This window comes from Nocardia iowensis (genome assembly GCF_019222765.1).
Classification (GTDB): Bacteria; Actinomycetota; Actinomycetes; order Mycobacteriales; family Mycobacteriaceae; genus Nocardia; species Nocardia iowensis.
Genome location: NZ_CP078145.1, coordinates 7,708,066 through 7,733,699 on the forward strand (window position 1 = coordinate 7,708,066; position 25,634 = coordinate 7,733,699).

General features: G+C 66.8%; 28 protein-coding genes. 11 read left to right on the forward strand and 17 right to left on the reverse strand.

The window, feature by feature from the left end; genetic code table 11:
* Positions 1-75: 75 nt before the first annotated feature.
* Together KV110_RS35620 and bioB are read left to right on the forward strand one after the other, a co-directional pair.
* The gene (locus KV110_RS35620) at positions 76-1,074 is read left to right on the forward strand and encodes a YeiH family protein (RefSeq protein ID WP_218471527.1); all 999 of its coding nucleotides are present in this window, start codon (positions 76-78) and stop codon (positions 1,072-1,074) included.
* 87 nt (positions 1,075-1,161) lie between these two features.
* Positions 1,162-2,226, forward strand: coding sequence for a biotin synthase BioB (bioB, locus tag KV110_RS35625; protein ID WP_218471528.1), 1,065 nt, complete (start codon positions 1,162-1,164; stop codon positions 2,224-2,226).
* 10 nt (positions 2,227-2,236) lie between these two features.
* Here the strand turns inward: bioB and KV110_RS35630 are convergent, their stop codons facing one another.
* The 4 genes from KV110_RS35630 to KV110_RS35645 all read right to left on the reverse strand — a co-directional run bounded on the left by KV110_RS35630 (position 2,237) and on the right by KV110_RS35645 (position 6,783).
* Positions 2,237-3,331 (reverse strand): alpha/beta hydrolase, encoded by a 1,095-nt coding sequence (locus KV110_RS35630; protein WP_218471529.1) that lies wholly within the window; start codon positions 3,329-3,331, stop codon positions 2,237-2,239.
* A 138-nt stretch (positions 3,332-3,469) separates the two neighbouring features.
* On the reverse strand, positions 3,470-5,092 hold the full coding sequence (locus tag KV110_RS35635; RefSeq protein ID WP_218471530.1) for a DUF885 family protein: 1,623 nt from the start codon (positions 5,090-5,092) through the stop codon (positions 3,470-3,472).
* Positions 5,093-5,145: 53 nt separating this feature from the next.
* Complete coding sequence (locus tag KV110_RS35640) at positions 5,146-5,646, reverse strand: hemerythrin domain-containing protein (RefSeq protein ID WP_218471531.1); 501 nt, start codon at positions 5,644-5,646, stop codon at positions 5,146-5,148.
* A 72-nt stretch (positions 5,647-5,718) separates the two neighbouring features.
* On the reverse strand, positions 5,719-6,783 hold the full coding sequence (locus KV110_RS35645; protein ID WP_218471532.1) for a glycosyltransferase family 4 protein: 1,065 nt from the start codon (positions 6,781-6,783) through the stop codon (positions 5,719-5,721).
* A 358-nt stretch (positions 6,784-7,141) separates the two neighbouring features.
* Here KV110_RS35645 and KV110_RS35650 point away from each other — a divergent pair, with 358 nt between their 5' ends.
* The 3 genes from KV110_RS35650 (at position 7,142) to KV110_RS35660 (ending at position 9,608) form a co-directional block, all read left to right on the forward strand.
* Positions 7,142-7,426: a glycosyltransferase gene (locus KV110_RS35650; protein WP_246634177.1), complete on the forward strand. Its 285-nt coding sequence runs from the start codon at positions 7,142-7,144 to the stop codon at positions 7,424-7,426.
* Positions 7,423-8,439 (forward strand): glycosyltransferase, encoded by a 1,017-nt coding sequence (locus KV110_RS35655; RefSeq protein ID WP_218471534.1) that lies wholly within the window; start codon positions 7,423-7,425, stop codon positions 8,437-8,439. The genes KV110_RS35650 and KV110_RS35655 overlap by 4 nt, the downstream gene beginning before the upstream one ends.
* A gap of 194 nt (positions 8,440-8,633) precedes the next feature.
* Positions 8,634-9,608 (forward strand): esterase/lipase family protein, encoded by a 975-nt coding sequence (locus KV110_RS35660; protein WP_218471535.1) that lies wholly within the window; start codon positions 8,634-8,636, stop codon positions 9,606-9,608.
* Between the two features lie 48 nt (positions 9,609-9,656).
* Here KV110_RS35660 and KV110_RS35665 read toward each other — a convergent pair whose 3' ends face one another.
* The 4 genes from KV110_RS35665 to KV110_RS35680 all read right to left on the reverse strand — a co-directional run bounded on the left by KV110_RS35665 (position 9,657) and on the right by KV110_RS35680 (position 14,810).
* A complete protein-coding gene (locus KV110_RS35665; RefSeq protein WP_218471536.1) occupies positions 9,657-11,276 on the reverse strand; it encodes an MDR family MFS transporter in 1,620 nt (539 codons plus the stop codon).
* A complete protein-coding gene (locus KV110_RS35670) occupies positions 11,273-11,914 on the reverse strand; it encodes a TetR/AcrR family transcriptional regulator (RefSeq protein WP_218471537.1) in 642 nt (213 codons plus the stop codon). Before KV110_RS35670 ends, KV110_RS35665 begins: the two co-directional genes overlap by 4 nt.
* Before the next feature lie 71 nt (positions 11,915-11,985).
* Entirely contained in the window at positions 11,986-13,320 is a 1,335-nt protein-coding gene (locus tag KV110_RS35675) for a serine hydrolase domain-containing protein (protein ID WP_246634178.1), read from the reverse strand.
* 155 nt (positions 13,321-13,475) lie between these two features.
* Positions 13,476-14,810: an aspartate aminotransferase family protein gene (locus KV110_RS35680; RefSeq protein WP_218471538.1), complete on the reverse strand. Its 1,335-nt coding sequence runs from the start codon at positions 14,808-14,810 to the stop codon at positions 13,476-13,478.
* Positions 14,811-14,896: 86 nt separating this feature from the next.
* On the opposite strand from KV110_RS35680, the gene KV110_RS35685 reads away from it, so the two are divergent.
* The 4 genes from KV110_RS35685 to KV110_RS35700 all read left to right on the forward strand — a co-directional run bounded on the left by KV110_RS35685 (position 14,897) and on the right by KV110_RS35700 (position 19,480).
* Complete coding sequence (locus KV110_RS35685; protein WP_218471539.1) at positions 14,897-15,808, forward strand: LysR family transcriptional regulator; 912 nt, start codon at positions 14,897-14,899, stop codon at positions 15,806-15,808.
* Positions 15,809-16,168: 360 nt separating this feature from the next.
* Complete coding sequence (locus tag KV110_RS35690; protein WP_218471540.1) at positions 16,169-16,888, forward strand: C40 family peptidase; 720 nt, start codon at positions 16,169-16,171, stop codon at positions 16,886-16,888.
* A 124-nt stretch (positions 16,889-17,012) separates the two neighbouring features.
* Positions 17,013-18,701: a hypothetical protein gene (locus KV110_RS35695; RefSeq protein ID WP_218471541.1), complete on the forward strand. Its 1,689-nt coding sequence runs from the start codon at positions 17,013-17,015 to the stop codon at positions 18,699-18,701.
* On the forward strand, positions 18,698-19,480 hold the full coding sequence (locus KV110_RS35700) for an ESX secretion-associated protein EspG (RefSeq protein ID WP_218471542.1): 783 nt from the start codon (positions 18,698-18,700) through the stop codon (positions 19,478-19,480). Before KV110_RS35695 ends, KV110_RS35700 begins: the two co-directional genes overlap by 4 nt.
* A 43-nt stretch (positions 19,481-19,523) precedes the next feature.
* Here the strand turns inward: KV110_RS35700 and KV110_RS35705 are convergent, their stop codons facing one another.
* Positions 19,524-19,691 carry a hypothetical protein gene (locus KV110_RS35705; RefSeq protein ID WP_218479554.1) on the reverse strand — a complete coding sequence of 56 codons (168 nt, stop codon included), beginning with the start codon at positions 19,689-19,691 and terminating at the stop codon, positions 19,524-19,526.
* A gap of 36 nt (positions 19,692-19,727) precedes the next feature.
* On the reverse strand, positions 19,728-20,345 hold the full coding sequence (locus tag KV110_RS35710; protein ID WP_218471543.1) for a TetR/AcrR family transcriptional regulator: 618 nt from the start codon (positions 20,343-20,345) through the stop codon (positions 19,728-19,730).
* A gap of 42 nt (positions 20,346-20,387) precedes the next feature.
* Between KV110_RS35710 and KV110_RS35715 the strand changes: the two genes are divergently transcribed.
* Positions 20,388-21,794, forward strand: a complete 1,407-nt coding sequence (locus KV110_RS35715) for an amidase (protein ID WP_218471544.1) — start codon at positions 20,388-20,390, stop codon at positions 21,792-21,794.
* Here the strand turns inward: KV110_RS35715 and KV110_RS35720 are convergent.
* The 4 genes from KV110_RS35720 to KV110_RS35735 all read right to left on the reverse strand — a co-directional run bounded on the left by KV110_RS35720 (position 21,714) and on the right by KV110_RS35735 (position 23,232).
* On the reverse strand, positions 21,714-21,953 hold the full coding sequence (locus KV110_RS35720) for a hypothetical protein (RefSeq protein ID WP_218471545.1): 240 nt from the start codon (positions 21,951-21,953) through the stop codon (positions 21,714-21,716). The two genes, KV110_RS35715 and KV110_RS35720, sit on opposite strands and share 81 nt — an antisense overlap.
* A 50-nt stretch (positions 21,954-22,003) precedes the next feature.
* Positions 22,004-22,213: a hypothetical protein gene (locus KV110_RS35725; protein WP_218471546.1), complete on the reverse strand. Its 210-nt coding sequence runs from the start codon at positions 22,211-22,213 to the stop codon at positions 22,004-22,006.
* A gap of 288 nt (positions 22,214-22,501) precedes the next feature.
* Positions 22,502-22,774, reverse strand: coding sequence for a hypothetical protein (locus KV110_RS35730; RefSeq protein WP_218471547.1), 273 nt, complete (start codon positions 22,772-22,774; stop codon positions 22,502-22,504).
* A gap of 38 nt (positions 22,775-22,812) precedes the next feature.
* On the reverse strand, positions 22,813-23,232 hold the full coding sequence (locus KV110_RS35735) for an Hsp20/alpha crystallin family protein (protein WP_218471548.1): 420 nt from the start codon (positions 23,230-23,232) through the stop codon (positions 22,813-22,815).
* A 146-nt stretch (positions 23,233-23,378) separates the two neighbouring features.
* On the opposite strand from KV110_RS35735, the gene KV110_RS35740 reads away from it, so the two are divergent.
* Complete coding sequence (locus KV110_RS35740) at positions 23,379-23,732, forward strand: MerR family transcriptional regulator (RefSeq protein WP_218471549.1); 354 nt, start codon at positions 23,379-23,381, stop codon at positions 23,730-23,732.
* Positions 23,733-23,790: 58 nt separating this feature from the next.
* Here KV110_RS35740 and KV110_RS35745 read toward each other — a convergent pair whose 3' ends face one another.
* From KV110_RS35745 to KV110_RS35755, 3 genes are all read right to left on the reverse strand, one after another.
* Positions 23,791-24,570, reverse strand: coding sequence for a glutamine amidotransferase (locus KV110_RS35745; protein ID WP_218471550.1), 780 nt, complete (start codon positions 24,568-24,570; stop codon positions 23,791-23,793).
* A 70-nt stretch (positions 24,571-24,640) separates the two neighbouring features.
* Positions 24,641-25,210, reverse strand: coding sequence for a hypothetical protein (locus KV110_RS35750; RefSeq protein ID WP_218471551.1), 570 nt, complete (start codon positions 25,208-25,210; stop codon positions 24,641-24,643).
* A gap of 111 nt (positions 25,211-25,321) precedes the next feature.
* Positions 25,322-25,627: a hypothetical protein gene (locus tag KV110_RS35755; RefSeq protein WP_218471552.1), complete on the reverse strand. Its 306-nt coding sequence runs from the start codon at positions 25,625-25,627 to the stop codon at positions 25,322-25,324.
* Positions 25,628-25,634 lie beyond the last annotated feature (7 nt).

Genomic DNA, 25,634 nt, shown 5'->3' on the forward strand with positions numbered 1-25,634 from the left:
GCCATTCGTCTGGCTTATGGGGTGTTGCTGTTTCGGCGGCTACCTCGGGCGGGTGTGGGGCGGGATCGTTTGGGGGTGAGGTTCCTTGGTCGCTTTGGTCCCGGTTTGTTGTTGGTGGCTGGGTTGGCTACTGCGGCAACGTTGTTGGGGGTGATGGTGCCGGTGGCGGGGGCGCCGGTGCTTGCGTTGGCCGGGGGTGCCGGGGTGGGGGCGGTGGCGCGCCGGTATGGCACGGACACAGGGCGTTTCGAGCCAGGGCTGGTGTTGACCAGGCAGCGGGTGCTGGGCGCTGCCATCGTGTTGCTCGGGCTCGGGTTGCCGGTGGGGGCAGTGCTGAGTGTTGGGCGGGAGACGGCGGTGGTGCTGGTCGGCACGTTGATCGCGGGGGCTGTGGCCGCGGTGGTTGTCGGGAGAATGCTTGCGCTGGATCGGGAGTCGGCGATTCTGGTGGCGGTGGGTACCACGATTTGCGGGGCGTCGGCCATTGCCGCTGCCACGGCGGTGCTCAAGCCTGATCGCGATCGGGTCGCTTACGCTCTCGGGACCATCTTCGTCTTCAATGTCGTTGCCGTGCTTGTCTATCCACCGTTGGGACGGCTGCTCGGGTTGTCCCAGGAGGCTTTCGGGCTCTGGGCGGGCACGGCCATCAACGACACGTCGTCCGTGTTGGCGGCGGGGGTCATTTTCGGACCTGCCGCAGCTCATTTCGCGGTGATCGTCAAACTTGTCCGCAGCCTGATGATCGTTCCGATGTGCTTGGGATTGCATCTCGCGAACCGGCGCGCCGATACGACGGCGAAAAGCTCAGTTCTGCAGGCATTTCCACTCTTTGTCGCCCTGTTTCTCGCCGCATCGGTGATTGCCGGACTCGGGATGGTCCCGGGCTCATGGACCGCTCCCCTGGCGAGCATCAGCGCGTGGCTGATCGCCGCGGTCCTCGCCGCCATCGGCACCTCGCTGAGTTGGCGGCAACTCCGTAGCGCCGGATCTCGCCCGCTCCTGTTCGGCGGCATCCTCGCGGTGATCCTGGCCTGCTCCAGCCTCGCCTTGCAGTTCGCCACCGGCTGGCGGTAACCAAGGTTTCCCTGCACAGCACCGAACTTGAACACCGTTCAAGGAAATACTTGAACAGTGTTCAAGTTTGTTGATACGTTGGCTCTCATGACTGCTGAACTGCTGGATCAATTGGTGGACAAGGCATTACGACGGGAGGCACCGACGCGCGAGGAGGCATTGTCCGTTCTGTCGGAAACGGTGGAACTGCTCGACGTGGTGGCGGCGGGATCGCGCGTACGGCGCAAGTTCTTCGGCCGCCGGGTAAAGCTGAACACCATCGTGAACATGAAAAGCGGACTGTGCCCGGAGGATTGCGGCTATTGCTCGCAGCGCCTCGGCTCAGCCTCGGAGGTGCTCAAGTACTCCTGGATCACCCCGGGCAAGGCCGCGGAAGTCGCGGATCACGCCGTCCGAGCCGGTGCCAAGCGGGTCTGCCTGGTGGCCAGCGGCCGGGGCCCTGGCGAGCGCGATATCCGGCGCATCGAGGACACGATCGCCGCGATCAAGGTGGACAACCCGCAGGTCGAGGTGTGTGTCTGCCTCGGCCTGCTGACCGATGGCCAGGCCGAGCGTCTCGCGGCCGCCGGTGCGCACGCCTACAGCCACAACCTCAACACCAGCGAAGCCCGATACGCGGACATCTGCTCGACCCACACCTTCGGCGATCGGGTGGACACCCTGCGCCGGGCGACGGCCGCGGGACTGTCACCGTGCTCCGGAGCGATCTTCGGCATGGGCGAATCCGATACCGACATCGTGGATCTCGCGGTCGCGCTGCGCGAGCTGGATCCCGACTCGGTGCCGGTGAACTTTCTGATCCCGTTCGAGGGAACACCGCTCGGCCACCGCTGGGAGCTCACACCGGACCGCTGCCTGCGCATCCTCGCGCTGTTCCGGTTCTACTTCCCCGATGTGGAGGTGCGGCTGGCGGGTGGGCGCGAGATCCACCTGCGCACCCTGCAACCCTTGGCGCTACACCTGGCCAACTCGATGTTCCTCGGCGACTACCTCACCAGCGAGGGCCAGCCGGGAGCCGACGACCGCGTGATGATCGCCGACGCGGGCTTCACCATCGAGGGCGTGCACGAGAGCACCCTCCCCGCCGCCCGCCACGACCTGGTCGCGATCCGGCGCCGCGGCGCGGGCACCGACCTACCCGCGAACGCCTGACCCCCGCGCCTCAACTGGCCGGAAACTCCCGCTGGAACCAGGCCAGAATCTGCGGCAACGCCGCGCGTCCGGAGCCTGCGTGGTCGAGATCGCCCAGGTCGTGCAGGGTGGCGTTGCCGGTGCGCATGGCTCGCAGGCAGTGCTCGGCGTTCGCGTAGGGCACATTGCGGTCGCCGCTGGCGGCGTAGAGGCGGACCGGGATGTGTGGCACCCAGTCGCAGGTGGTGTCGCTGTCGCTCATCGCCTTTCGCGCGGCGCCAGTGGGTTTGGCCGCCCACTCGATGAATCGCGGCGTCAACAGCAGGTCCGGGGTGATGGGAAGGGCGGTGGCGATGGTGATTTCGTTGCGGGTGCCGTCGAACAGTCCCTCGATCTTTTCGGCATACGGTTCCTGGAACGCTTCGGTGGGATCGTCGTAGAGGTGGTAGATCCGGTTCATCGAGGTGAGCCAATAGGCGAAGAAGAACACCGCGGGGCCGGGCGCGATCCGACCGTCGAGCCCGGCGGGTGTTTGGACGTGCTGGAGATCGTAGGGCCCGCTGACCGGGGCCAGCGCCGCGGCACCGAAGCCGGGAACCTCATTCGCCTGCAACGCTTTACCGAAAGCCATTGCGGCATGGCCGCCCTGGGAGAACCCGGTCACCAGCACGTCGCGCTCGAATTCACGATGATGCTTGGCAGCAATGGCTTTCGCGGCAACAAGCAAGTCAGCCGAAGCGCTCACCTCCGAAGGCGCATGGGTGTACGGATGAGTCCCCGGCCCCTCGCCGAGACCGAGGTAGTCCGGAGCCACGGCCGCGTACCCGGCTGCTCCGAACATGACGGTCCGCGCTTGGTCGGGACGGTTCCACCGATTGACCGACGGCGCATCACTCTTGCGCACCACGGTGCCGTGCTCGAAGACGACCACCCGCAAGCGAGGAGAATCCGTGCGCGGCAACACAACGAGCCCGCTCGCGGTGGTCGACTCTCCCTGCGGCGAAATCGTCCGGTAGAGCACCCGATACGCGTCCACACCGTTGCGTACCGCGGCATTGATGCGTCCCTCGGCGAGATAGCCCGCGGTCTCCTCGGTCGACAACTGCGCGACCGGGGTCGTGGACACGACCTTGCCGCGGTCTCCCTGGCCGGGAGCGGGAGCGGTCCCGACCTCAGTCCCACAGGCACTCGACCCGCCGAGCACGATAAGTGCACCGATCACACCCGCAACGCAGCGCCGGGCCCGGAACATGCGGTGCTGGCCCTACCCGGCCAGCCGGTCCGCCTCGTCGAGATGGTCACGCAGGCCGAGCAGTTCCCACCGCTGCAATGCCAGCGGAACATTCCCTTCGCGCCAGAGCCGGTCGTGGAACTCCTTCAGGTCGAAGCCGTCGCCGAGTTCGCTTACCGCCGTACTGAGCAGGTCCTGGACCTGCAATTTGCCGATCTGATAGCTCAACGCCTGACCGGGATTACCGGCGAAGAACACCGCTTCATCCCACGCCGTCTCTCGATCCATCGGCACAGCGACCGCAAGTCGATCGGCCGCCTGCTCGATGGAGAGATTGCCCAGCGCGAGGTCGATGTCCACCTCGACCCGTAATGCCCGCAGCCGCATGGCATTCACCACGAAGATCGCGCTGGCCGGTGCGTCGTCGAACAGCCCGGCCTGGAGCATCAACTCCTCGTAGTGAAACGCGATGCCTTCGTTGGGCGCCGAGTCGTAGAACCGCTGCCGGGCGGGATTGTCGTGTTGCCAACCGATCGCGACCTGCTGGGCGTGCACCCCCTCGTGCACGATCGCGGTGCGCGAATCGAACGCGGCGGCATGGTCGAAGTACGGCAGCTCCGGATGCGGGTCGCGGACGTAACGAATGGCGTCCTCGTCCCTGCGGGTAGGACAGGTCAGGTCGTCGGTGACCCCGAGCCAGCTCAGCGGTGCCAGATACGGCGGGATGGGCGCGAACCGGTAGTGCCGCAGGCTATCCGGCTGGCTCAGCAGCCCCCGCTGCTCGGCGAACTCACGTACCGCACGCTCATCGGCAGCCTGGCGAGCGGCATGCTCCACGGCATCGGCGGGCAGTGGCGGTGCGGGCGCGTCCCGATACCGGGTGCGCAGGACGGCCTCGGTGGCGACGGCCCGGTGCCATTCTTGCCTGCCCATTTCGCGCAGCCGCCGCACCGAATACGGCAGCAATGCGACCCGATGCAAGAAGTAGGCCAGCGATTCCGGTCCGACAGGTTCGGCAGCGCCCAGTGACGGCAGCTGCTCGGTAAGCCAATCCCGGTAGGCCGCAACGGCTTCCGAAGCTACCCGGGTCGCCGCGGGTAGTTCCGCCGCGTACTCATCCGGCAGGAAGGGAACCAGCGCGGCCATCGCCGCTTCGAGCGAACCCCCGACCTCGTCCAGCAGGCGCACCGCGCTGCGGGCGAACGGTGCGCTCGCGTGTGCGGCGAGATTCTGCCGTGCCTGTTCCAGCACCAGCGGCACGTGCCGCAGCAGTGCGCTGATCGTCGCCGCCCGAGCGGTGTCGAACGGCGGTGGCGGCAGCAGAAGCACATAGATCGGGCTGAGGCTCTGCTGGATATAGAACTCGGGATTGCGCTCCCACCCGCGAATCAACTCCAGTTCCCAGTGCACCCTGGCCAGCGCCGAGCCGAGCAGCCTACCGTCGACCCGCACCGCGACCGGCTCGTCGGACAGGTCGAGCTCGCGGTGCCTGCCGGTCAGCTCGGCGAGCACCGTCCTGCGCTCCGCGATCGCCGTCGGCGACCAGTCGGGCAGCCAGCCGTCCGGCCGCTGCACCCGCGGCAGATCGTCGCTGGAGTCCGGCAGTGTGGCTATCCGCCAGTCCCAGAACTCTTCGGCAAGCTTCGCTAGACCCATGTCCGCACAATACAATTGGCGCCCCTAACCGGCCACGGATCAGTGCGGACCGGTCAGGAGATCACCGCGTCGACCGCCTTCTTCACCGCCGAGGGCTGCGCCGGCGAGGTGGGCGCCTTCTCCTTCAGCTCGAGCATCCGCGCCCCGATCTCCTGAAGTTGCTTGCGCCCCAGGTGCTCACGGACTTGCGGGAACCACTCGTTCTCTTCCTCGTCGATGTGGTGGTCGACGTTCTCGATCAGCACGGTGGTCTTCGCGGTGAAGTGCTCGTCGTCGGGCTTCATGGTCGCCAGCTCCGTCACGAGCACGTCGGCGACATGATGCTCTTCATACGATTCGAGGATGTCGTCTTCGAGCTCCGGGACGAGCTTGCGGACCTCGGGATACATGCATTCGTTCTCGAGATAGGTGTGCACGGTCAGCGCTTCGATGATCTTCTCGACGACGCGGGCCTTGGTGGCTTTCGCGGTGTCGCCCGCCTTCTCGAAGTCTCGGAACAGCTTGCGGATTGCTTTGTGGTCTTCACGTAACAGCACGATGGCATCGGTAGACATCGATACTCCTCGGATGGGAACGGTTTCGGCTGGTGTGCCGGACGTTCCCGCTGACCGATGGTCGAAACCCGGCTACAGCCCGGCGTGTGAGAACAGTCCGGGGGAACCGATGCCCTGCTGTTGCGGTGTCGCGGGCACGATGCGTTCGAACAGCGCGAGATAGTCATCGATCATTCGATCCGCGTCGAAGCGCGCGCACGCGTCATCACGCGCGACGCGCCGGTCGAGCTGCTCGACCTGGGCTACCGCGGCCGCCGCACCGGCCACGTCGGTGACGAGGAAGCCGGTGCTGCCATCGCGAATGATTTCCGGCATCGATCCCAATGGCGTTGCGATAACCGGTGTTCCGGTAGCGAGCGCTTCGATGACCGCGAGGCCGAACGGTTCCGCGAAACCGATCAGGTGCAGCAGCGCGCGAGCGCCGCCGAGCAGTTCGTCTCGCCGCGCCGGGCCCACCGGTCCGACATAGGTCACCGCGGTGCCGGTGAGGTGCGGTTCGACCGCCGTGCGGAAGTATTCCTCGTCCTGGATCACACCGGCGATGATCAAGGGCAGTCCGGTCAGCCGGGCCACCTCGATGGCCAGGTGCGTTCCCTTGTCCGGGTGAATTCGCCCGAGAAAGAGCAGATATTCGCCGTGCTCGGGCCGGAATGTGAACTGCGCGGTGTCGATGCCGTGATGAATGGTCGCCGCATAGCGAAGATCGGAGTGCCGGTCCGCGTCACTGATCGCCACATAGTGCGCGATGTCATCGAATGCCCGATAAACCGGCACGATTTTCGGCGACGAAAAGCCGTGAATCGTGGTGACCATCGGCGTCGGCACCAGACGGCTGTAGGTCAGCGGCATGAAGTCGAAGTGGTTGGCCAGCACGTCGAAGTCGCCAGCCTGCTGGAATACTGCCGAATTATGCAGCGCCTCAGCCACTTTCGCGTCCGCCCCGGCGGTTTCCGCGTACCCCGAAGCGACCGGTGAGACCAGTCGCGCCGACGTCTCGGAGTCGGCCGTCGCGAACAGCGTGACGTCGTGTCCGCGCGCGACGAAGCCCTCGGCCAGGGTTGATGCGATGTTCTCCCACGGGCCGTAGTTTTTCGGTGGCGTACGGTGGGCGACCGACGCGATTACGCCGATTCTCATAAAATCCTCGATTACTGGCGAATTCATCGCCGAGAGCCGTCCCGAACGGGCGGACTTGATGCGACGACCATATCACATCGACCCAGTGTGACCTGAGTGTTACGATCGAGGTCTAGTGGTCGATCCGCCCGTGTCGTGCTCCGGAGCGGATTCTCAAGCGCTTCAGCGCGACACGATCAGCCAATTGAGTGGCTGCAGACAGCGGCACCGTCGGCGCTGGCTCGAATCAGAAAGGCTGACGTTGTGTCAGTTCGGTCCTACGGCGTTCTGAGCACCTACCCACCGACCCAGTGCGGGTTGGCCACCTTTACCGACTCGCGGGTCGGTGCGCGGAACTCGCCTACCGAAACCGGTTTTCGTGCTGATTGAAGCCGTCACAGCGGGTAAACCAGTGGTATCGACGGACTTTCCGCACGCGCGGGAGGTGCTGTCGAGCGGCGCGGGCCTGCTGGTGGATCGCGAATCGCCGACCGCCATCGCGGCCACGCCGCGCCAGGTGCTCACCGAGGCGGGCTTGGCGGCCCGCATGAGCGCCGAAGCGAAACGCATTGCACCAGAACTACTCTGGCCCGCAGTGAGCAGGAAGTACGATGCGCTTGCCGCAGCGACGCGGCAAGCCGATGCGAAGTTGGCCACGGCATGAGCAATACGATCACCATCTCCTACGCCCATCTGTTACGACTCAGCGACGACTGCGGGATCTTCGAACACGCGAAGTTCACCACCCCCCGTCTCGAAAACGGCTACTGCGTCGACGATGTCGCGCGGGCGCTCGTTGTCGTGGTCCGCGAGCCGGAACCCACCGAAGAGCTCGACGCGTTGGTGCGGGTGTACCTGCGCTTCGTTCTCGACGCGTGCACCGAGGACGGCCGTTGCCACAATCGGCGCGGCGCCGACCGGAGCTGGCAGGACGAACCGAGTGTTGAGGATCATTGGGGCCGCGCGCTCTGGGCACTCGGTACCGTCGTCGCCTGCCGGCCGGAACTGGCCGAGCAGGCATCGGTGCAGTTCACCATCAGCGCGAAGCAGCGTTCGCAGTTCCCGCGCGCGATGGCGTTCGCCGCACTCGGCGCGTCCGAGGTGCTGCGATCCGACCCCGGAAACCTCACCGCCCAAGCGTTGTTGGCCGACGCCGCCGCGTTGATCGGTCCGCCGACCCGTCGGCTCGACTGGCGGTGGCCCGAACCACGGCTGCACTACGCCAACGCCGTGCTGGCCGAAGCGCTGCTGGCGGCCGGCGCCGCGCTGCCTGGCCAGGGACGCACGCACGCCGATGGCTTGGCAATGCTGCGCTGGCTGCTCGAAATGGAGACAGCGGGCGACCACCTCTCGGTCACCCCGGTCGACGGCTGGGCCACCGGCGAGAAGCGGCCCGGTTTCGACCAGCAACCCATCGAGGTGGCGACCCTGGCGGACGCCTGCGCCCGCGCCTACGACGACACCAAGGACCATCACTGGAAGGATGCGGTGCTGCTGTGTGAGGCATGGTTCCGCGGCTCGAACGACGTCTCGACCCCATTGATCGACCCGGTCAGCGGCGGTTGCTGCGACGGACTGGAACCCACAGGGAGAAACGAGAACCAGGGTGCCGAGTCGACCCTCGCGCTGATCTCCACCATGCAGCAGGCGCGCCGCCTGCAGCAGGCGGGCGAGTGACGGACACCTCGGCTCGATATGCCCGCATTGCTCCAGCGGCTCGAGAACGACGGCCACCGACCGGCCGTTAGCTGTCGCCGACGCGGCGCCGCACGCAACAAAGCCGAGCGCTGTACGGTTTCCTCAGGGGTCGGGCGTGTCTGCCGAGGTCCCGGCTCGGCACGCCCGAAACGATCTAGTACCGAGGAATCTCTATGGCAGCGAAGTTGCGTCTAGCGGCAGCGAGCGCCGCGGTGGGCCTATTGACCGGCATCTGCGCCCCGGGGGCGCAAGCAGGCCCGCAACCAGCTGTCCCTGACCGGTCCGCTACCGAATCCACCGCGGCCGCCAGCGATATCGCCGATCCCGGCCCAGCCTGGGGCAAGAACCCGGACGGCAGCATTCCGCCCGAGGGGTCCAATGACTGGACCTGCCTGCCCGCCGCCGTTCACCCGCGGCCTGTCGTGCTGGTGCACGGCACCTGGGGCAACCAAAACGATTGGGACGTGCTCGCGCCGCAGCTGAAAGCCGAAGACTACTGCGTCTTTTCGCTGAATTACGGCCGCGACACCGCGAGCGTGCTCGGTGCGCTGCCGGGAATGTACGGGACCGGCGATATCCACTCGTCGGCGGGCGAACTCGCCGCCTTCGTCGACCGCGTGCGCACGGCCACCGGCGCGGCGAAGGTCGATCTCGTCGGCCATTCCCAAGGTGCGCTGCTGTCGCGCCAGTACCTGCGCTTCGCCGGTGGCGCGGCCAAGGTCGACCATCTGATCTCGCTCGCTGGCACAAATCACGGCTCGGCCATGCGCGGGGTGGCGACTCGACTCCCGTCCGGCAGTGCGTCCGCGGGGTTCGCCGCCGGACTGACGGGGATCGGCGGAACCGCGGCAGCGCAGCAGCTGGTCGGCAGCGATTTCTTGCGCGCCGTCAACGCAGCGGGTGACACCGACCCCGGCATCTCCTACACCGTGATCGCCAGCACCCTCGACGACGCCTCCGCCCCGCCGGAGGCCACCTTCCTACAGGCCGGTCCCGGCGCGACGGTTGACAACGTCTGGATCCAAGACCTGTGCCCCACAGACACTTTCGACCATGGCACGCTCCCCCAGTCGCCGACCGTCGCCTACCTCGTCAAGAAGGCACTCGACCCGGACTACACCGGCAACCCCTGCCCAGGACACAACTGACGAAACCCGGGCGGTTCGGCTGTCGCCCGAACCGCCCGGGTGTGTCCGTCAGCTGTGTTCGGTGACGAGCCGAGGATCCGGCTTCCCGTCCTCGGTCGACTCCGCCTTGTCCATTACCGCTTCGCCGCGGGCGACCATGCCCGCCTCGTCGGACAGCTTCAGCTGCGGGATGAACAGCGCGAGCAGGAAGGCGATGATCGCACCGGGGATCAGGTACCAGAAGCCGGGGACCAGGGCGTGTACGTATGCCCCGACAATCGCGTCGTGCAGGTCCGCGGGCAGGTTCTTGACCACCGACGGCACCAGCGCGCCCGGATCGAGTTTCGCCGCCATCACCTCGGGGCCGTGCGAGACGAACGCATCGGTCAGCCCCTCGGTCAGCCGGCTGGTGAAGATCGAGCCGAAGACGGCGACACCGATGGCACCACCCATTTCCCGGAAGTAGTTGTTGGCGCTGGTCGCGGTGCCGATCTGATCGGGTGCTACGGCGTTCTGCACGACGAGCACGATGATCTGCATGATCAGGCCGAGGCCTGCGCCCATCACGAACAGCATCGCCGAGACGACCCACATCGCGGTGTGTGCGGTCAACTGGGTCAGCCACAGCATGCCGAGGATGATGATCAGCGCGCCCAGCGGCGGGTAGATCCGGTACCGGCCGGTCTTGGTGATCGCGGCCATCGAACCCATCAGGGCGATCATCAGGCCGACCATCATCGGGATCAACAGCAGGCCGGAGACCGAGGCGGACGCGCCGGTGGCCATCTGCAGGTAGGTCGGGATGAACGCGAGCGCCGCGAACATGACCAGACCGACGAGCAGGCCGATCGCGGAGGTGAGCACGAAGGTCCGGTTGCGGAACAGCCACAGCGGCAGCATCGGCTCCTCGGCCCGTGCTTCCACGGCGATGAAGGCCGCGACCACGATCACCAGTGCGGCGATCATCGTCACCATCGTCGTCGAGCCCCACGCGTACTGCTTGCCGCCCCAGTCGGTGATCAGGATCAACAGCGTCGTCGCGGCCGACATCAGCAGCACACCGAGATAGTCCGGCCTGGTCTTGGGCCGGTGGCTGGGGACGCTCAAATAGCGGAACGCGATGAACAGCGCCGCGAGACCGATCGGCACATTGATCCAGAAGCACCAGCGCCAGCCGAGGGTGTCGGCGAAAAAGCCACCGAGCAGCGGCCCGGCCACCGAAGTGATACCGAAGACGGCGCCCATCGGGGCCATGTACTTGCCGCGATCCTTCGCGGGCACCACATCGGCGATGATGGCCTGCGCCAGGATCATCAGACCGCCGCCGCCGACGCCCTGCAGGCCGCGGAAGACGATGAACTCCCAGAAACCGGTCGACGCGGCGGCGCCGACGGACGCGGCCGTGAAGACGGTGACCGCGAACAGGAAAAGCCAACGCCTGCCGAACATGTCGCCGAATTTTCCGTAGATCGGCATCACGATGGTGGTGGCCAGCAGGTACGAGGTAGCGGTCCAGGCCATGTGTGAGACGCCGCCGAGCTCGCCGACAATGGTCGGCATGGCGGTGCCGACGATCATCTGATCGAGGCTGGCCAGGAACATGCCCGCGATCAGCGCGGCGAAGATGAGCCAGATTCGCTTCTGGGTCAAGACAATCGGGACTGGCGGCGATTCAGCCGTCGAGGTCATCGGGCGGGTCTCCTTTGTGCGTCGTCAGGCTTGTCGAACAGCCGGGCGGCCATCGCGCAGTGGTCGTGCAGCGCCGCGGTCAGCGATTTGGTCGAATCCGCGGCCGAGGTCATCGCGGCCCGGGTGGTGAGGGTGGTCATGATTCCCGCTGCGAGCGCGGCGAATTCGGGGGCGACCGGTGCGCCCGCGCGAGCGGACAACAGGTCACCGACAATGGCCTCCTGCCGGACACCAGCGGCCATGAAGGCCGCGAATACCCGCGGCTCGGCTTTGATGAGCTCGATCACCAGCGAGATCGCCTCGCGCACTTCCGTTTCCGGCTCGAACGCCGAGGCGAACAGCCAGGTGAGATCCTCGATGAGGACCCCACTCGGCCCACCGCCGATGAACACTTCGCGGGCGTGCGCGTTGCCGATCTCCTCGATCGGGCCGACCACCGCGTCCAGCTTGGTGTCGTAGTAGTTGAAGAACGTGCGCGGCGAGACGCCGACCACCTTTGCGATGTCCTCGACGGTCGTCGCGTCGAGCCCGTGCTCTACCGCCAACCGTCGTGCGGCCATGCACAAGTCGAGCCGGGTTTGGCGTTTCTTCTGGGCACGGAGACCGATCGGTGACTCCGCCCGCTCGGTCGGTGGCATGGCCAAAATTTAACACAAACTGCAAAATTTCAGAAAGTGCAAAATTCTGTGATCGTCCTCACCCAGCGGCGCTATCGGATGCCGGGGGTCGCGGGGTGCGGCCCCAGACAGCCGAGGATGAAGCAGCCGGGTGGCCAGTCGCCGAAGGGCGGCGCGAGCGGCTTGCCGAGGCACTCGAGCGGTCCACAGCCGGGATAGGCGTAGGGACCGATGCCCAGCGCGCCGTAGGTCGCGTCCGGGTTCGAGATCATCGGGTCGGCGAGGCTGATATCCGGTTGCTGCACATAGGGTCCCGGGTCCGGAAGCAGCGGTGCGCGGAAGGCGCCGACGATGCCGCGGAGCACGTCGTGCGGAAAGCTCACCGCGCCACCGGGAACGGTCACCCCGGTCCAGCTGACCAGCAGGCCAAGGCTCGGCACGATGAAGTTGTCCTGGCGCATCATGCCGCCCATCTTCACCGCGTCCGGCGGCAGGCCCGGCAGCTCGACGGTGCAGCCCGGTCCGTTGACCACGAAGAGGAATCCGTAGCACTGATTGGTTGCCGTCGGACGGCTGGCCTGCCGGAGATAGTCGGCGGAAATGATCCGTTTGCCCTGCCAGTCACCGTGATTGACGACCAGCAAGCCGAGCTTGGCGAAATCGTCGGGCGGCATGACGAGGTGCGCGTATCCGTAGGTGTTGCCGCTGCGGTCCCGGCCCCAGTGGTAGTCGGTCCGCCGAATACCCAGCGGGTCGAACAACTTTCGCTGGGCATACGCCTGAAAGTCCGTGCCCACCGCGCGCTGCACCACATAGACGAGCAGATCAACGGCTCGTTGACTGTATTTCCACTCCACACCCTGCGGCTTCTCGATGGGCATCGCCAGCGCCTGCGCGACCACGTTCGGGTCGACCTGCGCCAACCCGGTGATGCCCTCCGAGGCCACCGCGACCTGCACGCCCGACGATTCGGTGAGCAGGCTGCGGACGGTGATCGCCCGATGCGCCGCGTCGCCGAGCCCAGCCGGGAGATAGTCGTCGATGGGGTCGTCGAGCCGAAGCCGCCCTTCATCGATGGCGATGCCCGCGACCATGGAGACCACACTTTTCGTACTGCTCCACAGATTCCATGGCACGCCACCGGTCTGGTCGTTGCGCGGCCCGGCGGCGATCAGACAGTTGTTGCGGAACACCTGGACGTTGAGCCGAGTCGGGTCCGCCGCGAACTCCACCGCCTTGCGTAGCGCGGCCGCGTCGAGCCCCACCTCTTCCGGCGTCGCCGTCTGCGGTTCTCGCCCATCGGTGACCGCGCACTGCCGCTGGTCCGCTGGTGCGGCATCGGCCGTGCCGCACACGATTTCGGTGCCGAGCAACACCGCGGCGGCCGTGCTGACCGATACCGCAATGCTTTTCAGAGAACGACGCACTCCACACCCCAATTTCCCGACCGGCTCCTGCTCGGCACATCGGGGTGGACAGCGCACCGGTTACCGATCGAGCTGCCCATACTTGTCGGGCCAGACGTTCCTTGGGCCTGCGCTCCCACGGCGATCCGGCGGGCACCGGAGGCCTTTCGGCGGGCTCAGATCCGCGCGGCCGCCTCGCCGATCGCCTGGTCCAGGATGGCGAGGCCGAGCGACAGCTCGTCCTCGGTGGCGGTCAGCGGTGGGGCGATGCGGAAGACACCGCCCATGCCCGGGAGTTGCACGATGTTCATGTGCAGACCCAACTCCAGGCAGCGCCGGGTGACCAGCGCGCCGAGTTCGTCGGAGCCCTGCTTGGTCGCCCGGTCGACGACGAGTTCCAGCCCGGCGAGCAGGCCGCGGCCGCGGATGTCGCCGACGACGTTGTGTCGCTCGGCAATGCGCGCCAGGCCGTGGCGCAGGAATGCGCCGAGCTCAGCCGCCCGCTGCTCGAGCCGATCGCGGACGAGCACGTCGAGCACGGTATTGCCGACCGCCGCGACCAGCGGGTCGGCGACGTGGGTGGTGAAGAACAGGAACCCTCGGTCGTGTGCCTCCTGCTCGATCTCGGCGCTGGTGAGCACGGCCGCGAGCGGCAGGCCCGCGCCGAGCGTCTTGGACAGGGTGAGAATGTCCGGCACGATGCCGTCGCGCTCGAACGCGTACCAGGATCCGGTGCGGCACAGACCGGTCTGCGCTTCGTCGAGGATCAGCAGCATGCCGCGTTCCCGGCACATCTCGTGCAGCGCGGCGAAGTAGCCGGGCGGCGGTTCGATCACCCCGCCGGAGCTGAGGATCGGCTCGACGATGCAGGCGGCCAGGCTGCCGACCGACTGGGCGTCGATCAGGTCGAAGGCGAAGTCCAGCTGCCTGCGCCAATCGAGTTCGCCTGCGGCGGTGGTGAAGTCGGGCCGGTAGGGGTGCGGCGCCGGGATCGCGAAGTTGCCCGGCGCGGCCGGGCCGTAACCCTTACGGCCCGCGCTGTAGGTCGCGCTTGCCGCGGCCTGGGTCATGCCGTGCCAGGACCGGGCGAACGAGACGATCTCGTGTTTGCCGGTGACCAGCTTGGCCATTCGGATCGCGGCCTCGTTCGCCTCGGCGCCGGTGGTCAGCAGCAGCGCCTTGGCCAGCGGCGCGGGCACGGTGCCCGCCAGTCTGCGGGCGAGGTCGACGACCGGGCGGCTGAGCATGCCGCTGAACAGATGGTCGAGCTCGCCGACCTGGCGGCGCACCGTCGCCACGATGTCCGGATGCGAGTGCCCGAGAATCGCGCTCATCTGCCCCGAGGTGAAATCGAGTATCTCCCTGCCGCTTTCGGTGTACAGGAAGCTTCCGGCGGCGCGGGCGATGATTTCTCGGGTGAATGAGCCCGTGCCCGCGTAGCGCACGAGGTGACGGTCGGCGTCGGCCCAGAAGTCTTCGGTGGATCGCGATGTGATGGTGGGAGAAGCCATGTTCCGACGGTAGGGGCGGCACGAGCGACACGTCCATCTCACAATTCCGGCTGTGCTGTTCGGCGGAGCCGCACAACAATGGACGCATGCTGAACCCTTGGCGGCTGCGCCTGCTGAGCCAGCTCGACTCCCTCGGCACCGTCCGGGCGGTCGCGCAGGCGGCGAATCTGAGCGCGTCCAGCGTGTCTCAGCAGCTCGCGGTGCTCGAGGCCGAGACACATACGCAGCTGCTGGAACGGACCGGCCGACGGGTCCGGCTCACCCCGGCCGGGCTGATCCTGGCCCGCCGGGCCAGGGCCATCCTCGACCACATGGGCACCGTCGAAGCGGAATTGCGCAGCCTCGGTGCCGAACCCGTCGGACTGGTCCGGCTCGGTGCGTTCCAAAGCGCCATCCACTCGCTGTGCGTGCCCGCGGTGACCCGGCTGGCGCACACCCACCCGCACCTGGACATCGAGCTGCACGAGCTGGAACCGCACGAGAGCATGCGTGCGCTACGCGTCGGTGACGCCGACATCGTCATCACGACAACAGACTTCGTCGAACAGCCACTCGGCCCGGACGTCGACATCGTGGCGCTGGCCACCGATCCGATCGTGCTCGTGCTGCCACCCGGCCGGGCCGCGCGCGGACCCGCCGATCTCGCCGCCTACGCCGATGAACCGTGGGTCTTCGATATGCCCAAGTCCTACATGGCAAGTCTGGCAACCCGGCTCTGCCGCGAGTCCGGTTTCGAGCCGAGGGTGATCTGCCGATTCAGCAATTACATGATGACGCTGCAACACGTCGAAGCGGGCCTGTCGATCGCCCTGCTGCCCGGCCTTGCCGTCGACCCGCGCTACCGCGTGGTGACCAGGGACCTCGCCAGCCCGGTCACCCGGACGATCACCGCCGTGATCCGGCGCGGCGTACCCCCGCGCGCCGCCGTCACGACAGTGCTGGACGCCCTGCGCAGGCACGACGACCTGCCGGGTCTCGCCGAGCCGGGGGATCGCTGAAAACTCTCGGAAGAAAGCGTTATCAGCCGTTTAGAGCCACCAATACGGGGTATCAAAGCCGCCCACGCGAGCTCAGCCACATTAATTTACTCGGGTTTGAATGACACATTCGCCCAGGTCAACAGCAGCTTTTCGCATAAATGACATAATTAGTTATCGTTTCGTTATTGTTTTCCAGTGTGTCGCAATTTGTTCCGCGCCGTTTGTGTCGAAGGATGGGAAATCGGATCCGCTTGGACTGACAGATCACCGTGAATGTTCTCGAATCTATTCGGAGACTTGGTGAAGTCCGGTGCGCCATAGCGTGCGGCGTCAGGTGACCCGCCAAGGCCTTCGAAATGACCATCGGAGGACTTGATCATGGCATCGAAGACCGACGACGTCCGATATCCCCGCTCGCTCCGCCGGGTGTTCTGGTTGGCACTCACCGCGGGAGCAGCTTTCTCCGGCGCCCTCCTGTTGAACGCGGGAGAGGCATCGGCACAGACGGTAACCGTCGCAGGCATCGGAACTTTCGAGGTGCCGAACGAAATCGCCATCCCGCCTGGCCTTCCCGGCATCTCCGCCTCGATTCCGCAGCAGGAGAGCGCGCCATCCGCTGCTCCCTCCCGAGCGGACTTCGCCACTCCCGGAACCGAATTCACGCTCCCCGGCATTCCTGGGCACTTCGACCTCGCAGGTGTTCCCGGCTTCCGGTCACCGGCCCCGGTGCTTCCCCGCGTCGCGCCGGAGAAGACCACCGGCGAAGTCGCCGTCGAAGCCGCCCGTGCCAAGCTCGGCGCCGGTTACGCGAACTCGGCGGGCCCGGACGCGTTCGACTGCTCCGGCCTGGTCAAGTGGTCCTACGAGCAGGCTGGCGTCTCGGTCCCGCGCACCAGCTATGACCAGCTCGCCGCGGGAACCCCGGTGGCCGAGGAGGATTTGCGACCCGGCGATCTGGTGTCGTTCTACGGCGGCGGCCACTCCGCCCTGTACGCGGGCGACGGCAAGGTCATCCACGCCTCGACCTACGGCACGGGCGTCACGGAGTCCCCGATGACCTCGATGCCCTACGCGGGAGCTCGCCGCTTCCACGGCTAGCCCGCCACCTCGACTCCTGCCTCCGATGATTTTTTATGGATGCGGAATTGATGGACTCGGATTGAATTCGCGCACGTGACGCTCGATATTTGGGGCGGCACAACGCGAGAGTCAGGAGTCGAGGATGGGCAACGAACCTTCGCCGGTCAACCCGTGGCCCGGACTGACCGAACGGTTGCGCGAGGGCGAGTTGCGGCTCGCGCCGGACGCGGCGAGCGATGCGGCGAATTTCGCCGCCGACGCACTGTACGCGGTGACCGCGGTCGAGGCGAAGCTCGGCGATATCGAGGAGCACAAGGGGTTCAGCGACAATCGCCACCTCGACTCCGGTGTAGCGCTGGCGAAGAAATTCGATGCGGCGTCGCGGGATCTCGGGCAGATCCTGATCGCTCACAAGAAAATACTCAGTGCGATGGGCGAGCACTTCGTGACCGCCGGAAAACTGTACCGGGACACCGAATTCGATTCGAAGGCCGCCTTCGATCAGCTGCGGCCCGGTGCGGAGAGTCGGGCCGCGAGCTATCCCCCCGCACCCGTACCGGGCAAGACCCCGCCACCGCAGGACCCGCCGCGGCCGGATGCCGCGGGCGAGGCCACCGAGGCGATCGAAGCGGAGAACCCGTACGGTCACGACCTCCCCTGGTTCTCTCAGGCGGGTCTCGGCATGAACCCGCCGCTGCCGGCCAGCTCCGCTGCTACCTGGGGCTGGATGGCGGAGCGCTTGACCACGGTGTTCACCAAGTTCGCCGACCAACTCGGCGAGATGGAAAAGAAGGGCGCGTGGACAGGCAAGGGCATCGCCGGCGCCATCACCGCGGCAAACGGCTACCGCGACAATGTCGAATCGCTGTCGAGCGGAATGCAACTGGTCGCGAGCAGCCTCCAGTACGCCTCGAGCTGGCTGGCGGAAACCAAGGCGGCAATGCCGACCGGCCCGCTGCCCGAAGTCGGCAGCGAGGCGGAGGAACAGCTGCTGCAAAAGGCCATCGCGGGCTTCGAGAGTTCGTACATCCCGGGCCTGGAAGCGTCAAGCACCGCGATCCCGGTGCTGCCGAAGGCGCGAAGCGCACCGCCTGACTTCACCATTCAGCAGACTTCGACGGGCGAGGGGTCCGAGTCCGACGGCTCGGCGGAGGAGGAGTCGGAGAAGTCCTCGGAGTCCGAATCGGAGACCTCATCCGACGAGTCCGGCGGGTCGAATTCGGAGGACTCGTCGGAAGATTCACGGTCTGGATCAGGTTCAGGATCGTCGTCCGATTCGAAATCCGGTTCGGGCTCGGATTCGAAATCCGGTTCGGAGACGAAATCCCGGGTGCGCTCCGATTCCTCAGCCGACCCACGCACCGGCAAGCAGTCGTCGCAGGATCAGCTACTCTCCCAGGCTCGTTCGCTGCTGCAGCAGGGATTGCAGTCGATACCGCAACTGCCGACCACCAAGAGCACCAATCCGGCTCTGTCACCGCTTCTTTCGTCACTGCTGCCGGACGCACACGACCCGGCCAAATCCGGCGGGCCGAGCACCAAGCCGTCCGGCGGGCTCGGCGGCTCCGCACCGGCGCCGCGCAACCTGCTCGACCAGGCGTCGAAGCTGTTCCCCCGGGCCACGGTCACCGGCGCGATGCCGATGAGCCTGGCCGGTGTCAGCGGGTCGACGGCGCCCGGCATACCCGGCATGGCCCCGCCCATGGGCGGCGTGGCACCGAACGACGGGCGCCGCGAACACAAGCGGGCCGACTACCTGATATCCGAGGAACACATGGAAGAAGGACTCGGTGGCGAGCCGTCGTCGGTCCGGGCCGTTGTGCAGCAATGAGCCGAACCTTGACCTTCACCGACCTGGAGTTCCTGGTCCTGTGGGAAGGTGTGCGACAAGACTTTCTGCCCGCGCCACTCACCTTCACCAGCCGAACTCCCGGCTATCGCGACTTCCTCCGGGAGAAGGTTGAGACGCGAGAGCGGTTGCGCCACAATGACGAATCGCTCGACGGCATCTTCGCGATGCTGACGAATCCGGATATCGCGATCCAAGTGCGCGGGCACAACGGCCGGTGCTGTGCGGATCCCGAGTCGAGTATCCGGATGCTTGCGGTACGCGCGGGCGAGCAGGGCTGCCTGGTGACCCAACTGCCGGGCGAGACGGTGCGTCACAGCGCGGGTTTCACCGTGACCCCCTGTGCCGCACTGGCTTTGGCCGACACGGTGGCGGCGGCTCTGCCCCCGGTCGCGGCGGGCACGCGGTCGAATGTCGAGCTGCTCACCCAGCCGGAGTACGACGAAATGGATTACCGGTACCGCGAATCCATCGTGCACAACGTCGCCGGTGGGTCGACCTGGGAACGCTCGACCGAGTTCCTGCGCCACCCGGCCACCCTGGTCGGCACGATCGACGTCGTGCAGGGCCGTTCGCTGTTCGGGCCGCGCGGCATCACCCGCAGCCGATTACAGTGGCGCGATCTCGAGGACGACGGCCGGTACGTGATCGCGGATCAGTGGACGCCGATCGCGGTGCCCGCGTGCGAGCAGCGGCTGACGGCGCTGATCAATGTCCGGATCGCCGAGGTGGTCCGGGCCATCAAGGACGAACGCGCCTGAGTCGGATATTCCGGCCTACGGGCAGCGTCGGCAGTCCTGGGGTTCAGCCGCCTTCGGCCGGTTCCGCCGTTGGTGCGGCGGGGCCGGTCAGCCGGACCACACCGGCGTCGAGGTCGAGCTCGACGCGGGGGTGGTGCGTTTGCCCATCGCTGTCCTCGCTGCCCTCGTCGGCCAGCTTCTTACCCGGGAACAGTTCGCCCATGACGCCCACGGCTCCACGATAGACCGCGGGCGCGTCGCCCCTGCGCTACGTCTCCCCCGCACCCGCGGCTGCCTGGGGTTTCGCCGCGGCGAGGGCGGTCCAGGAGGCGATCAGCAATTCGAAAGCCTGCGCCACCACATCATCGGGGTTCCCCTCGGGTGTCAGCAGTTTCTGGATGAGCAGGCCGTCCTCCAGCGCGTGCACGATCAGGGCGAGGAAGGCCGGATCGGCGGGCGGATCGGGCAGACGGCAGGTGATGCCAGAGGTGATGGCGTCACGCGCGAAGAGCTCGCGTTCGGCCAGGCGGGGCCGCAGTTCGGGGTTGCGCAGCACGTGCAGCACGAGTTCCAGACGCAGCGTGAGCCATTCGGCGTGATGCCGGGCGCGGTCGCGGTGGAATTGTCGCAGCGGTTCACCGGTGCTGTGGTCGAGCTGGCTGACCTCGTCGAGTTCGCGCTCGGTGCGTTGCACGATCAGATCGAGGGCGAGTTCGTGCTTGTCGGCGAAGTTGCCGTAGAAGGCGCCTCGGCTGAAACCCGCGCGCTCGGCGATCTGCTCCACCGAGGTGCCGTTGACCCCCCGTTCGGCGAACAGTTCGGCCGCGGCGGCGAGCAACCGTTGCTTGGTCTGCTGCCGGCTCTGCTCACGAGTCAGGCGGTCCATATTCAGTAGTGTATCCAGATACAGGTCTGTATGTTCGGCGCCATGGAGATGTATCGGGCGTCGGCAGCGCAGGTAGCCGCCGCGATCAAGGCAGGCGAGGTCACCGCGGTCGAGGTGATGACTGAACACCTGGCACGCATCGACGAAGTCAATCCGGCGGTGAACGCGGTGACCACCTTGCTGGCCGAGACCGCGCTGGCCGCCGCCGAGGAGGTCGACAAGCAGCGGGCAGCGGGCGTGCCATTGGGTCCGCTGGCCGGGGTGCCACTCACCGTGAAGGAGAACATCCACGTCGAGGGGTCCGCAACCACGATGGGCGTGCCGCGGTTTCGGGAACTGGTCGCCGCGGCCGACGCGCCACCGGTGCGGCGGCTACGGGCCGCCGGTGCGATCCCGATCGGCAGGACCAATCTCCCCGATCTCACGATCGGCGGCATGCACACCACGAGCACCCTCTACGGCGACACCCGCAACCCATGGGATCCGAACGGACGAACACCCGGCGGCACCAGCGGCGGCGACGCTGTCGCGGTGGCGACCGGGATGACACCGGTCGGCCTCGGCAACGACTCCGGTGGCTCGCTGCGCATCCCCGCGGTGTTCAACGGAGTCGCCGCGCTCAAGCCCGGCTACGGCCGATTCGCCGCCGATCACCGCCTCGGCGATCACGAGCCGACGCTGGCCTCCCAATTACTCCCGGTGGACGGGCCGATCGCCCGCTCGGTCGCCGACCTGAGACTGGTCTGCGAAGTTCTGGCAGGCGCCGACGGGCAGGACCCGCGCGCGGTGCCGGTGCCGGTCGACGGTCCGGTGGTGACCAAGCGGGTAGGGGTGGTCACCGATCCGGGCGGCCACGGCGTGCACCCCGACATCGAGGCCGCGATCACCGCCGCCGCTGACGCTTTGCGCGACGCGGGATATCTCGTCGAAGAGGTGACGGTCCCCGCATTGGACGACGCACTCGAGGTCTACGCCGGACTGATCAGCACCGAGTTCTCCCTCGCCTGGCCGGCCATTCGCCCATTGCTGGCACCGAATACCCAGCTGCACATGGAGTTGAGCATGCAGCTCAGACCACCGCTGGACTTGGCCGGTTACATCCAGTTGACCGCGGCCCGGCTCGGCGTGCAGCGCGCGTGGACGAAGTTCTTCACGCGCTACCCCTTGCTGCTCGGACCGGTGTCGACCGAACTGGCACCGCCGCCGATGGTGCCCTCCGATGCCGAACAGCACGAGCGAATGATGGGGCCGGTGCGCTTGTGTACGGCGAGTTCCCTGGTGGGTGCACCCGCCGTGGCAGTCCCCGTCGGCGTATTCGACGGCCTGCCGCTTGGCGTCCAGCTCATCGGCGCGATGTACCGCGAAGATCTATGCCTTGCCGCCGCCGACGCCATCGAGCAGCGGTTCGGGGTGCTCACGCCCATCGATGTCCGCCTCGATCGCGGGTGAACGGGCCAGGTGCGGGTCGCGCAGCACTATCGCCAGGATCGCACAGGCCGCCAAGGCCGGAAGTATCAGCAGGACGATCGGCGGAGCGCCGAGGACGGTGAGCGCGGCGACGCCGGTGAGCAGGGTGAGGACAAGGCGGTGTGCGTGCTGGACTGCCATCGGATGCCTTTCATTCCGGTGAACGTCGGGGATCGGTGGCCTGGTCGGTATCAGTAGGCGAAGGGGTAGTCGTCATCCGGGAGCGGAGTGATCACCGACTGCTCGATGCGGTCGGCGATGTCCGCGCTGTCGAAGGCACGACGGATGCGTTCGGCCAGCGGCGTGAGCGCCGTGGCGTCGAGTCCGGCGGCCTCGGGGTCGTGCACGGGGATGCGCTGCTCGGCGTAGTCGGCGGGGTTGCCCGCGGGGATCGTGGTCATGGCGAACCTCCTCGCACTGATGTTGCGGACGGGTGAACCGGGCGGGCCCGATTGCCGGGCCCGCCCGGAGGAAGAGGAACGTGACTTTTTTCGACAGGTCCGCGGTGGCGGTGCCGGTCCTACCCCGGTGTGCCACAAGGGTGGCGGTGCGCGGGTGGCTGGTCGCACCTTGTGCTCGAACGCGCCTGGTGCGGGGCGGTGGCGGCAGCACCACCGGCGGACGTGGTATTCGTCATCGTGATACGGGCATCACCTCACTTCCCCTGTCCCACTGTGCAATTGGTCTGGTCAGCGCGGCGGAGGAGGACCGCGCTGGGTCGCTCGGCCGGTGCCGGGGGAACGACCGCGCAACCAGTCCGGGTGCAGCAACACCCGCGGGCTCGCGCGCGGTCGCGGGCCCGGCACCGGAACCGACGCTCGGCGCGGCTCCGCCAGCCGTGCGTTGGCTTCGCAGAGGATCGTGTCCACCTCGGCGAACAATTGCTCGAGGTCTGGGTCGAGCGCGAGCAGCGCGTCCCCGAGGTCGGCCAACGTTCCTGAGCGAGTGTCGATTCCGGTCATGACCCCGCCTCCTCCGAGAAGCGTCGGGCCGGTACGGATCAGGCGTTGATCGCCTGACGCCGGTCGGTGTGCTCGATCTCGATCTTGCGCGGCTTGGCCTTCTCCGCGACCGGGATGCTCAGGCGCAGCACGCCGTCGGTGTAGTCGGCGCGAATGTGGTCGGTGTCGAGGCCATCGCCGAGGAACAACTGGCGGCTGAATACGCCACGGGAACGTTCCGCGGCGATCATCGACCGTCCCGAGTCGAGCTCCGGGCGTGTCGCACGGACGGTCAACACGTTGCGCTCGATATCCAGGTCCAGCGATTGCGGGTCGATGCCGGGCAGGTCGAGTTCGACCAGGAACTCGTCACCTTCGCGCCAGGCGTCCATCGGCATCACCGCGGGACGGGCCGCTGTGCCGAACACCTGCTGCGTGAAACGGTCCAGATCACGGAACGGATCGGTACGCATCAGCATGGTCGCCACCTCCAACTCACTCCATTCTTCATAGTCGGGGTCAGATAACCTCTGCCATCTGACATAGATTTGTTGTAGCACTCTCGACAGGAGAGTGCAAGTATCTAGAATAGAAAACCTGATAGTTCGCAGACATGAGGAGAGCAATGCCGCAGGAGCCGCGAAACGGGTCGCCCCTGCCCGAGCCGGGGCAGGCGGTGTACGGGATCTCGGTGGCCGCCGAGCTGGCCGGGATCGGCGTGCAGACGCTGCGGCTCTACGAACGCCACGGCCTGCTCACTCCCGCGCGCAGCGATGGCGGCACCCGCCGCTACAGCACCGACGATCTCGCCCGCATGCAACGGATCGCCACCCTGGCGGCGGCCGGGGTGAACCTCGCCGGCATCGGCCGCATCCTCGACCTGGAGGACGCCAACGCCGATCTGCATTCCGACAACACCCGCCTGCGCACCGACAACGCCGCCCTGCGCGCCAACAGGCGCAGCAAGTCGTCCGGCTGACAATTATCGGCAGCGGATCCTTGGCAAGTTCGTGCTATCACGGCCGCACCCGATGGTCTCAGGCTTTGGCTGGGCAATCCGAAGCGGTGTCGGCGGTGTCGCGATCGTCTCGGTACCTGGTGACGAATCGGCGCAGGATCTCTTTGGGCGCGGTGATCGTTTCCCGATGGCCGAGTGCGGTGAGGTATTCCGCCTCGGCCGGGTCGAAGTACCCTGCGTGGCGGTATATTTCGATGCGCAGCGCAAGTCCGTCGCCGTCGAGTTCGGGATGGAATTGGGTCGCGTACACGTGCTCGCCCACGCGGATCATCTGCACCGGGCAGCCGGCCGAACCGGCCAGCAGCACCGCGCCGGGCGGAACCGCTTGGCACGCCTCCTTGTGCCCGACGAATGCCCGGAAAGACGCTGGAATGCCTTGCAGCAGCGGGTCGGCCCGAGCCTGGTCGGTCAATTCGATGGTTTGCGCGCCCGCTGTCTCGCCGTATCGTTCGTCGCTCACCTCGCCGCCGAGGACGTCCGCCAGGATGCTCAATCCGTAGCAGGCGCCGAGATACGGAAAGTCTCGATCGACGATCTCGGCGAGCAGTTTCTTCAGCCCGGGCTCGAAAAGCCTTTGATAGTCGTACTTCTCGCCATCCGGGCTGCTGACATTGCTCGGTCCACCACCGACGATGACCGACGAGTAGTCGTCGAGTTCGACATCGGGAAAGCCCCGGTCCATCTGCACTCGCACCACGTCATCGGCGGCAAGATCGGCGGCGCGCAGGATGGCGTGGTACTCGTCGTCGGCCGCGGCGCACTCGGGCCGCAGCTGGAGCAGCAGACAGGGCTTGGCCATGTACCGATTGTGCTGGATCGGCGCACGCGACAAGGAGTGCGCCGATCGTTGGCGTGTCCAGCGGAGTCCGCTAGGCCTGCTTCGTCCAGCGCGGCGACGACATCTCCTCCCACAGCGGGCCGAAGACCAGCCAGAGGCCGACCACGGTCCACGAGCGTCCGACCCACCACCACAAACTCGTTGCCTGGTCGCCCGCGGCGACCGTGAGGATGATGAGGCCGAGCGCCACCGACGCGATGGTCGCCGCGAGCACGGCGCGCTGCCATTCCCGCCACAGCGCGGCCACCTTCTCGGGCGTGCCCTTCGCCGGCTTCGTCGGCGCGGGCCCACCGGCGAAGCGGTGCGCGAATCGCGCATCCGCCCAGCGCACTATCGCGGGCCCGAACGCGACGCTGACACCGAGATACACCCCGGCCAGCCCATGGATCAGCCCCGGCTCGGCACCCCGGTGCAGATCGAGCGCCGCCGCGGCGATGAGCGCGACGTCGAGCAGCGGGATGCCCCAGAGCAGCGCCGCACCCACCGTGCGCAGCCGCAGCAAATAGCCCGCGATCAGCCCGGCGGCCAGCAATACCCACAGCCCCGCCTCGGACACCACGATCATCGTGGCGACCGGATTGTCCCGGATAACGTCCATCATTGCCTGCCTCTACCGATCAGCGAAAAGCACCTGTACGCAGGCCAAATTACGGCCGCTCGCGGGCACTCCGCGTCCTCCGATCGGAGGATCGATCAGCAGGTCAGTACATCGTTAGGAGGGTCCGAGGGCCGAATCATCGACGCCAACCCGGGCATATCCGGGCACTCGACGCCGTCGATCCCGACCGTCGACTTCCCGCATCGCGTACGTCGCCGCGGTGACGGCCGCACGGGCACAGGAAATCATTTCGCCCGCGGAGACCATGCTCGGCTGATCGAGTATGGTCACCGCCTCGATGGCGCATTGCACGATCCGGGCCGCGGCCGAAGACAGCGGCTCATTGCCGGAATTCACATCTAGTTTCTCATAGGCGGCACGAAGTAATAGTTCGGTTTCGGCAAGAAAGGCGTCCGTCATATCAGGC